Source organism: Rubritalea marina DSM 17716, from assembly GCF_000378105.1.
GTDB classification, from domain to species: domain Bacteria; phylum Verrucomicrobiota; class Verrucomicrobiia; order Verrucomicrobiales; family Akkermansiaceae; genus Rubritalea; species Rubritalea marina.
The window spans coordinates 265,936-275,660 of sequence record NZ_KB899248.1; the positions used below are offsets into that span (position 1 = coordinate 265,936).

6 protein-coding genes are annotated in these 9,725 nt (G+C 55.3%); 2 read left to right on the top strand and 4 right to left on the bottom strand.

The window, feature by feature from the left end:
* Positions 1–14: 14 nt before the first annotated feature.
* The 3 genes from F454_RS13910 to F454_RS0102555 form a co-directional block, all read right to left on the bottom strand.
* Positions 15–1,262: a restriction endonuclease subunit S gene (locus F454_RS13910; protein ID WP_083912858.1), complete on the bottom strand. Its 1,248-nt coding sequence runs from the start codon at positions 1,260–1,262 to the stop codon at positions 15–17.
* A complete protein-coding gene (locus tag F454_RS0102550; RefSeq protein ID WP_018969051.1) occupies positions 1,249–2,817 on the bottom strand; it encodes a type I restriction-modification system subunit M in 1,569 nt (522 codons plus the stop codon). The genes F454_RS13910 and F454_RS0102550 overlap by 14 nt, the downstream gene beginning before the upstream one ends.
* A gap of 410 nt (positions 2,818–3,227) precedes the next feature.
* Positions 3,228–3,815 carry an outer membrane protein gene (locus F454_RS0102555; RefSeq protein WP_018969052.1) on the bottom strand — a complete coding sequence of 196 codons (588 nt, stop codon included), beginning with the start codon at positions 3,813–3,815 and terminating at the stop codon, positions 3,228–3,230.
* Positions 3,816–3,989: 174 nt separating this feature from the next.
* Between F454_RS0102555 and F454_RS0102560 the strand changes: the two genes are divergently transcribed.
* Positions 3,990–4,958 (top strand): helix-turn-helix transcriptional regulator, encoded by a 969-nt coding sequence (locus F454_RS0102560; protein ID WP_276199828.1) that lies wholly within the window; start codon positions 3,990–3,992, stop codon positions 4,956–4,958.
* 696 nt (positions 4,959–5,654) lie between these two features.
* Here F454_RS0102560 and F454_RS13915 read toward each other — a convergent pair.
* Complete coding sequence (locus tag F454_RS13915) at positions 5,655–8,177, bottom strand: M16 family metallopeptidase (RefSeq protein ID WP_018969054.1); 2,523 nt, start codon at positions 8,175–8,177, stop codon at positions 5,655–5,657.
* Between the two features lie 111 nt (positions 8,178–8,288).
* On the opposite strand from F454_RS13915, the gene F454_RS0102570 reads away from it, so the two are divergent.
* On the top strand, positions 8,289–9,722 hold the full coding sequence (locus F454_RS0102570; protein WP_018969055.1) for an ABC transporter permease subunit: 1,434 nt from the start codon (positions 8,289–8,291) through the stop codon (positions 9,720–9,722).
* The last annotated feature ends 3 nt before the right edge of the window (positions 9,723–9,725 follow it).

The window sequence follows — 9,725 nt, forward strand, 5'->3', positions numbered from 1 at the left end:
TAATAGAGATAAGCCTAAACAAACATCTGCTGGAGCAGACCTTTTTTGAAGGTTTGGGTTTGGGTGATTTGTTGGGTGACTTGCTCGATTTTGGTGTCGAGGGTGCTGAGGAAATTGGCGATTTCTGTTTGTTCGGGGAGTGACGGGACTACTAACTTAATTTTTAGGAGGTCTTTGGTATAAATCGCCGCAACACTCGTTGTTCCTGTAGCTAGACGCTTTAAGCTTTTCAGTCCTGTGTAGGAGTTTAGCCAGTAATTCATGAAATAATTGTTCTCGAATTCTATTCTCATGAGGTTGGAATTGTAATACGCCTTTGGAAGCTCATCTCGCCAAATAGCAACTTTACCAACGAGATCTAGGGTATTTCTCGTATTAAAGAAGAGGTCACCTTTTTTGATTCTGTCCGTATCGTTGATGACTTCTCCATCTTCGATGTATTCTAGTTTGTTGAGTTTGATGGAGCCGCGCCCAAGGTTACCCATTTTTATGAGTGGCTGATTTGTTGGAGTTTCTGAATTGGCGTAATTCCCTCCGAGCTTGAAGTTGAGAAGGTAGTCCCCGAGTTTCTTTTCTTGCCAGTCTGGGTAGTTGTTGCCGTTTTTGTCTTTGAAGCGGAGTTGTTGGGAGAAGAGGCGTTGCATGACGCCTTTTTTGTAGTCTTGGAGGAGGGATTTCTTGCGCTGGAGTTGCTCGATGCGCGCGTCCACTGAGCTTAAGAATGCCGCGATCTTCTCTTGTTCGGGGAGGGTGGGGAGATGTATTCGTAATGATTTTAGCTCATCGGTGTCTAGTTTGCCTGCGCCAATACCTGTACCGACAACCTTATTTAGAAGTCGGTGTTCTTGCGATTTGAACCATTGGAACAGGAACTTGTTAGTAATGTTCTTGTTCGACCTAAGAGCTTTGACATCTTGATTAAAAGCAACATTTCTTTGGGCAATACCAACAGGAATACAATTCCATAACATGCTACCTCTTACTAAGATTAGTATATCCCCCTGTATAGCTTCGCGTGAGCCATTTTTGAGACCATCCATAGAAATCCAAGTTGGAGAGTCACCGTAACTATTACCCCTCATTGAGGCGGCGCTTATCCAAGGGATTTCTGGTTTCCAGTATGCAGGATTAGCTTTTGGAGGTGTCCCACCCGATGAGAAAGATACAAGCTGATTAAGCTCCTTTGAAGAGGCTAGACCGAAACCCTTAAACCGCAACTTCGGCATTAATTTCTGTTCCTTGCTCATCTTAGAACGGAGCATTGATGTTGAGTTCTTGGCAGAAGCTGGCGATAGTGGCGTTGGTCGCTGCCATTTCGGATTCTAATGCCTTGAGCTCTTCGCTGACTGCATCGAGGTCGACGGGTTCTTCTTCTTCGAAGGTGTCGACGTAGCGGGGGATGTTGAGGTTGTAGTCATTTTCCTCGATCTCTGAGAGTGGGGCGAGGTAGCTGAACTTGTCGATGGTTTCACGGTTGGTGTAGGTGTCGACAATTTTGCTGATGTCCTCGGGGCGTAGTTGGTTTTGGTTGCCGACCTTTTCAAAATGTTGTGAAGCATCGATGAAGAGGACATCGTCGCTGCTGCGTTGCTTTTTCAAAACAAGAATGCAGGTAGGAATACCCGTGCCGAAGAAGATGTTGGTGGGGAGACCGATGACGGCATCGAGGTAGTTGCGCTCGGCGATGAGGTATTTTCTAATGACTCCTTCGGCAGCTCCACGGAAGAGAACACCGTGAGGAAGGACACATGCCATGGTACCATTGTCATCGAGGTGGTGGATCATGTGCTGGACGAAGGCGAAGTCAGCCTTTGTCTTGGGAGCGAGCTTGCCGTAGTCAGAGAAGCGTTCGTCGGATTCGTGGATGGTGCTGGCTGACCATTTGGCTGAGAAGGGTGGATTGGCGACGATGGCTTCGAAGCGAAGGTCAGCGTGTTGTGGCGCTGGGTTTTCTAGCGTGTCCTCATTGCGTAGGTCGAAGCGGGAATAGTGCACGTCATGGAGGATCATGTTCATCCGTGCGAGGTTGTAGGTAGTGGGATTCATTTCCTGCCCATAGTAGCCAGAGACCTCATCGACTTCCTTGGCGACACGGAGGAGGAGGGAGCCAGAACCACAAGTGGGATCGTAGACGTCCTTGAGCGAGGTTTTGCCGACGGTGACGATCTTGGCGAGGATGGTGGAGACTTGCTGCGGGGTGTAGAACTCTCCCGCTTTTTTTCCTGCTCCCGAGGCGAATTGACCAATGAGGTATTCGTAAGCGTCACCTAGGACATCGGAGTCGGCATCGCCGAGCTTGAAGTCGATGGCATCGAGATGGGTGAAAACCTTGGCAATCAGCTCGTTTCTGGCATTGACCGTTTTGCCGAGCTTGGAGGAATCGAGGTCGATCTCTTCGAAGAGGGCTTCGAAGTCTTCCTCGGAATCGGAGCCTTGGGTGGAGTTCTCGATGTGCTTGAGGACTTTGCCTAGGTCTTCGAGGATGAAGTTGTCGGATTGCTTCGCGCCTTTCTGAGCGAGCGTGTGGAAGAGTTCGGACGGGTAGAGGAAGTAGCCGAGATTGGCGACGGATTCTTCTTCGATGGCGTCGAGCATTTCTTTGCCATCGGCAGAGGTTTCATCGATAGCGCTGAATTCTTTGATGTCTTCTTCGGTGAGCAACTCATTTGCATAGAGGTGCATTTTCTCCGAGAGGTACTTGTAGAAGATGAAGCCTAGGATGTAGTCGCGGAATTCGTCCGCTCCCATTTTGCCGCGCAGGGTGTTGGCGATGTTCCAAAGCTGGGATTCGAGTTGCTTCTTTTGGTCTTCTGACATGGTGGGAAGTGATAAGTTGAAAGTGTGAAGTGATAAGGGTAAGAGTGGTGTGTGGCCATTCTGTCTGCGAGATTGGTGCTAGCTCGTTGTGGTGGATGGACTTAGCTGGGAATGTGCTTGGTGGGAGGGGCGGGCCTGGAGGGTGTGAGGCGGCTGCATTGCTATGATTTCGGTTAGGATGATCCATAGCTTTAAGCAAAGAGGGTGCCAGATGGCAAAAGTATAATGATAATAGATTGATACGCTTGTTAGATTATGCGGCGTTTGACATGTGTTGTGGTGATGGATGTGCTTGTGTTGGAAGGAGCGGCAATGGCGGGTGGAGGTGCTAGGCTGTGGCCATGGCACCTCCACCCGCTGGGTGTTATGAATGGGGGGGCTCGGTGGTGAGCCTGTGCCGGATAGCGGTGTTAGAATGTGTAGGTGAGTCCTAGCTCGGCGCCGACCATGATGGTGTTGGGGTCGAGGTCGAGGCCGGAGAATTCGAGTTGGTTGAGGTGGAAGAAGCGGCAGCCGATGTTGCCGAGCCAGTTGTCGCTGAGCTTGTGTTCGATGCCGATGGTGGCATCGGCGTAGAAGGAGTTGTCGTTGTCGCTGCCTGAGCCGCTGTATCCGAGGTAGGAGCCGGAGAGCTCGCCGCGGGAGAAGGCACCGCCGATGCCGACGGATCCGTAGAGGCTGGTGGATTCTGCGATCGGCACGTAGTGGGCGAGGTAGCCACCGAGGGTGAAGGTGTCGAGCTTGGCATCAAGATTGAGCAAGCTGCTGCGGTAATCCTCTGAGCGGTGTGCGTAGCCGATCTGGAGGCCGACGGAGGTGCGGTCGTTGACCATGGCTCCGGTGCGGATGATGGCGTAGGGGGTTTCTTCTTCGAAGAAGTAGCCACCGCCGATCTGGAACTCGCCCATGATTTCTTGTTGCTCGTACTCGCCTTTGGCGTGTGCGAGTGGGATGAGTGCGAGGGCGGTGAGGGTGCTAATGTGTGTCAGTAGTTTCATATCGCCTCTAGATGTAGCGGGTGGGGTGGGACAAACTCTGGGTATGGCTCAAAGATTGTTCAGTTAGATTGCAGAAATATTATTGGTTAAGATAAATTAATAAGTTGTGTGATTTGTGGGTTGAGGTGAGTGGGGGGATCGGGTATGGGATGGTGTATGGCGAGAGTGCAAAGTATGGGGAGGCCGGCCTTGGCGCGGTTTCAGGTGATTTTAAGTATGTTGAAGGAGGGGGGCTATCCGAATGCGAACACGATGGCACAGCGGATCGAGGTGAGTGCGAAGACGGTGCGGCGTGACCTTGACACGATGCGTGATCGGCTGGGGGTTGATATCGAGTATGTGGCATCACAGCACGGCTATGTGCTGGGGGACAATCATTCGGACTTGCCTTTGTTTGACCTGGAGGTGGGGGATCTGGCTGCCTTGTATCTGGCGAGCCAGTCCTTGAAGGGGAATTCGCGCTTGAATGATGTACTGCAGCATTCGTTTCAGAAGCTGGCGGGGCAGTTCGAGGGGAAGTTGCGCCTGAACTGGCAGGAATTTGATGAGATGTTTGCGGTGCGTCCGAGTGGTGAGGTGCCGGTGGACCCTGCCTTGTTTGAGAAGATGTCGCGCGCGGTGCTGGAGTGCTACCAGGTGCGCTTTGGCTATCGCAAGCCGGAGTGCCTGAAGTCTGAGCAACGCGTGGTGGAGCCGTACTTTGTGGGGGAGCTGAAGGGGGGCTTCTACATGGTGGGCTACGACCGGGAGCGCGAGGGGATGCGTACCTTTGCGATGCAGCGGATTATTGGGCTGCAGTACGCTGGGGCGGGCTTTGTGCGCGACCCTGATTTTTCGATTGATCGTTACTTTGGCGGGGCGGTGGGTGCTTTCACTCCGGTGGCGGGAGCTGAGGAGGAAGAGGCGGTGATCGAGTGTCGCGGCTGGCTGGCACGCGTGGTGCAGGAGCGCCAGTGGCATCCGTCGCAAAGCACGCGGGTGCTGGATGACTACGGGCAAGTGGTGGAGCTGCGGATGCGCCTACGCGACTGGCGCGAGATGCTGAGCTTGGTGCTCAGCTGGGGGCGTGTGGCGAAGGTGATCGAGCCCCCCAGGCTGGTGGAGATGGTGAAGGCTGAGCTGGAGGCGATGCGTCGCGTGTAGGGCCTGTGATTTGATCGCGTGTAGGGCCTGTGTCCCACGCGATTTGCTAGGAGGACGTTGTGGTGCGGCCGCCTGGCGACAGACCGTCCTACCCTGGGTGGCTGATTATTCAAGGCCTGCGGCTCAGGCGATTTGCTTGGGGGGCGTTATCGTGCGGGCGGGTTGGGTGAGACAACACACCATGCCATCAAGCCAAACCAGGCTATCAAGCGAGCGTGCGAGTGCTTGAGGGCATGGGCGCAGCCGCCGCAAGGCGGTAAGCCAACAGGCGAGGCTCCCAAGTCTGAAACCACAGCTTACCTCAGAACAACAACAATATTTACGTTCTAACTTATTAGGTGTTAACCTTTATCAATCGTCCCATTTAGGGCCTGTGCCCACGCGATCTGTTTTGTGAGATTGCACCGAGTGTAGGAGAGACAAGACACCATTCCATCAAGCCAAATCATGCCATCAAGTGAGCGTGCGAGTGCTTGAGGGTATGGGTGCAGCCGCCGCAAGGCGGTAAGCCAACAGGCGAGGCCCCCAAGCCTGAAACCACCGCTTACCTCAGAACAACAACAACATCTACGTTCTAACATATTAGATGTTAAACTTAATTAATCGTCCCATTTAGGACCTGTAGCCATACGATCTTGAGATGCCGTTGCAGTGCGGCCGCCTGGGGGCAGAAGGCCTTGGCTTTGTGGGGGCTGATTATTCGGCTGCTTCTGGGGTGACGACGACGATGGTGGCTTGTTGCTGGCCGAAGTATTTGTGAGCGGCTGCTTTGATTTGTTCGGTGGTGACGGCTTTGATGTGTTCACCTGCTTGGCGGTGGCGCGTGGGGCTGAAGCCGATGACAGTATCGACGGCGCAGAGTTTGGCCATGGCGGCGTTGGATTGATTGGCTAGGGACTGGCTGGCGAGCCAGGAGTTTTTGACGGAGTCGAGCGTTTCTGGGTCCATGCCGTGGCTGGCGATCTGGTCGATGGCTTTGAGGAGCTCGGTCTGTGCGAGCTCGAGTTGCTCTGGTGAGGTGCCGAGGTAGAAGCCGAAGAAGCCGGTGTTGTGGCCGTGGAACTGGGTGGCGCTGCAGTAGTAGGCGAGGCCGAGCTCTTCGCGGATCTTGGTGAAGAGTGGGCCTGCCATGTCGGAGCACCAGCTGTGGAGGAGGTCGAGGGCGAAGATATCGTCGCTATGGACTGAGGCGCCTGGGTAGCCGACGGTGAGGACCGCTTGTTGCTTGTCGAGGTGCAGGGTGTTGTTGCTAGGTTCTGCTAGCGTTTGTTGGGGTGCATCGATCTTCGCGCCCTCGCGGATCTGGCTGAGGTGTTTCTCGGCGATGGCGATGGTGGCAGGGATGTCGATGTCGCCGAAGATGGCGATTTGGGTGTTGTGCGCGGTGTAGTAGAGTGCGTGGTGCGCGGTGAGGGCGAGGCGGTCGATCTTGGCGAGTGATTCCTCGCTGCCGAGTTGGTTGATGCCGTAGCCGTGGCTGCCGAACATGTTGGAGCGCAGGGTCTTGAAGGCGAGTGAGGCTGGGTCTTCGTTTTGTTCTTGGAGGGAGCTGAGGAGGGATTGTTTTTCGAAGTCGATGTGTTCTTGGTGGAAGACTGGATTGGCGTAGCAATCGGCGAAGATTTCGAGGACTTTGTCGAGGTCTGAGCTGAGGCAGCTGGCGGCGAGGGCTCCGGTGTTGTTGCCGGCTCCGGCGCCGATCTTGGCGCCGAGTTCCTCGGTCTGGGTGGCGATTTCTGCGCCTGTGCGCGAGGTGGTGCCCTTGCTGAGGAGGCAGGAAAGGAGGGTGCTGATGCCAGCGCTTTCGGGGGTCTCGACGCTGAGGCCTGAGAGGTTGGCCGCCTGGATCGACACCATGGGGATGCGGGAGTCGGCGCAGAGGTGCAGCTGCAGGCCGTTGCTGAGGGTGTGGCTGACGATTTCTTTGTCTTGGGACTGGGTGCTGCTCTGGGCCTGGGCTTCTACTGAGTCGAGGGGGTCGAGCGAGGTCTCGGTGAGGGTGGTGTCGCTGAGGAGGTAGTGCTCGCAGACGCGGCGGATGTCGGCCTCAGTGACCTTGTCGACGGCGCTGATGAAGTCTTTGGTGAAGTTGAGCGAGCGCGCTTCGTGCCAGTTGCTGGCGAGGTCGCTGGCACGGCCGGAGGCGGTGGTGAGTGTTTTGAACTGGGCGACCATGCAGTTGCGCTTGGCCTTGGCGAGTTCGGTGTCGAGCTGTGAGGCTAACAATTGTTGGATCTCTTGCTTGATGGCGGCTGTTAGTTCGTCACGTTGTTGGTGTGGGACTTCTGCTGAGACGCTGAAGAGGCCGACTGGCTGGTGGGTGATCCAAGCCCAGCAGGAGATTTCCTGGCAGAGGCCGCGTTGCTCGCGGAGGTTCTGATAGAGGCGGGATGATCTGCCGCCGCCGAGGATGGTGGAGAGGAGCTCGAGCGCGGCGGCGTCTGGGTGGCTGAGGCCGGGGGTCTGCCAGGCGAGTGTGAGCTTGGAGACGGGCACGGCGAAGGTGTCGCGCTGGGTGCGCTTGCCCAGCTGTGGGGCTTCGTGGTCGACTTGGACCTGCTGGGTGAAGCTGCGTGGGATGCTGCCGACGAGGGACTCGAGCTCTGCGAGGATGGCTTGTTTGTCAAAGTCACCAGCGATGGAGAGGAAGGTGTTGTCGGTGGTGTAGCGCGCCTTGTGGTAGGCTACCATGTCGGCGTGGGTGATTTGGTTGAAGAGTTCGAGGTGGCCGATGACCGGCTGGGCGCGTCCGTCGCTGGCGAGTGCGGTGGCGAAGAGCTGGCGCGAGGCGCGGCCGTCTGGGTTGTCTAGACCCATGTCGATTTCGCGGCGGATGACGTCTTTTTCTTTTTCAAATTCCTCGATTGGGAAGCTTGGTTTGAAGACCATTTCGGTGACAGCTTTGAGGAAGGTGTTGGCGGATTCCTTGGGGCCGTCGATGTAGTAGACGGTGCGGTCGAAGGTGGTGTAGGCATTCCACTGGCCGCCAGCTGCCTGGACGGTTTGTGAGAGTGATTCGCTGGTGAAGGATTCGGTGCCTTTGAAGACCATGTGTTCTAGCAGGTGTGAGATGCCTGCGCCCATCCATTGGCCTTCGTGAATGCTGCCGGTGTTGACCCATACCTGGGTGGAGATGACGGGGGCGGCGGGGTCGGAGTCGAGGATGATGGTGAGTCCGTTGGAGAGGGTGTGGATGGTGGCCTTGGTATCTGGGAACATGGTGAGATGGTAGATGTGGAAATGAGAAGTGATTGGTTTTTGCAGCTTTGAGGGGAGATGGGAAGGGTGAATGTCGGCTACTGAAGAAAATCTTCATGGGGATCTTGATTTATGGAATGTGCTGACTTACTCCTTAGTGAGCTCTTGGTATTCCTGCTCGTTTTTCGGGGGTGGCTCGGAGTGGATCGATTTATGCAAGCTTACTTCATTCGACGTTTTTTACTGATGTTTCCTACCTTGTTAGGGATCACGGTGATGGTGTTTACAGTGACGCGTTTTGTGCCTGGTGGCCCGATGGATCGGGCGCTGCAGGAGATGTCTGCGGCGGCTGAGGGCTCGAGTGCCTCGCAGGACAATAAGGGCAGTGGCTCGCTGAATGAGGAGCAGATTGAGGCGCTGGAGGAGCAGTACAACTGGGACCAGCCGATTCCGGTGGCCTACCTGCAGTGGCTCGGGCTGATGCCGCAGGAGACGCTGAAGGTGAAGCGCGAGTTCGCTTCGGAGCCCAAGCAGACGCTGGCAGCGGGCGAAAGCGACCCGCATCAGACGACGAAGCTTGTGTTGTTAGGTTCTGGTAGAGAGGTGGAAGTGAGCCGTGATGGAGGCGTTGTGCGGCATGCGGTCTATGTGGATAGTGGCGAGCCGATCACGGATGACGGCTGGGTGGCGCGGATAGAATCGCCGGCTGACCGAGGCGAGCGCAAGGCGCGGCGTGCTGGCAGGGAGGCGACTGAGGCGGATGCGCAGGGGTATCGCTACCGAGCCTTGGTGTATCGCGAGGAATTTTCTGGGATTGTGCAGGGTGATTTGGGGCGCTCTGATCGCTACGGTGATCGGGTGATTGATATGGTGATCGAGCGGGTGCCGATCGCCTTGTATTTTGGTGTGTTATCGACGCTGATTATTTACGGGGTGTGTATCCCACTGGGGGTGGCGAAGGCGATTGGGCATCGATCATTCTTTGATAATGTGTCATCGATTGTGATTTTCATTGGTTATTCGATCCCTGGGTTTGCTTTGGGGGCGGTGTTGTTGGTGTATTTGGGTGCGCGGATGGAGTTGTTCCCGCTATCGGGGCTGACGAGTCCTGAGTTTGCTGAGTTGAGTTTTTGGGGGCAGGTGAAGGACCTGGCCTGGCACACGGTATTGCCATTGCTGTGTTATGTGATCAGTGGCTTTGCGATGCTGACAATGATGATGAAGAACAACCTGATGGACAATCTATCGGCGGACTATGTGCGTACGGCGATGGCGAAGGGTGTGAGCTTTCAGCGCGCGGTGCTGGGGCATGCGTTTCGCAATTCCTTCATCCCGATCGCGACCTCGCTGGGGAGCTTGATCACCTTGTTTGTGGGTGGGAGCATGCTGGTGGAGAAGGTGTTTGATATTCAGGGCTTTGGCATGTTGCAGTTTCAGGCGATCGCGGATAAAGATTACAACGTGATATTGGGCACCCTAACGATTAGCGCGTTTTTGATGCTGTTGGGGAATATTTTATCAGACATCATTGTGGCGATGGTGGATCCGAGGATTAAATTTACGTAGGCG

Excerpts from the sequence above, each read along its gene's own strand:
- F454_RS0102570 (WP_018969055.1), top strand. The coding sequence starts at position 8,289 with ATGGAATGTGCTGACTTACTCCTTAGTGAGCTCTTGGTATTCCTGCTC.
- F454_RS13915 (WP_018969054.1), bottom strand. The coding sequence starts at position 8,177 with ATGTTCCCAGATACCAAGGCCACCATCCACACCCTCTCCAACGGACTC.
- F454_RS13910 (WP_083912858.1), bottom strand. The coding sequence starts at position 1,262 with ATGCTCCGTTCTAAGATGAGCAAGGAACAGAAATTAATGCCGAAGTTG.
- F454_RS0102560 (WP_276199828.1), top strand. The coding sequence starts at position 3,990 with ATGGGGAGGCCGGCCTTGGCGCGGTTTCAGGTGATTTTAAGTATGTTG.
- F454_RS0102555 (WP_018969052.1), bottom strand. The coding sequence starts at position 3,815 with ATGAAACTACTGACACACATTAGCACCCTCACCGCCCTCGCACTCATC.
- F454_RS0102550 (WP_018969051.1), bottom strand. The coding sequence starts at position 2,817 with ATGTCAGAAGACCAAAAGAAGCAACTCGAATCCCAGCTTTGGAACATC.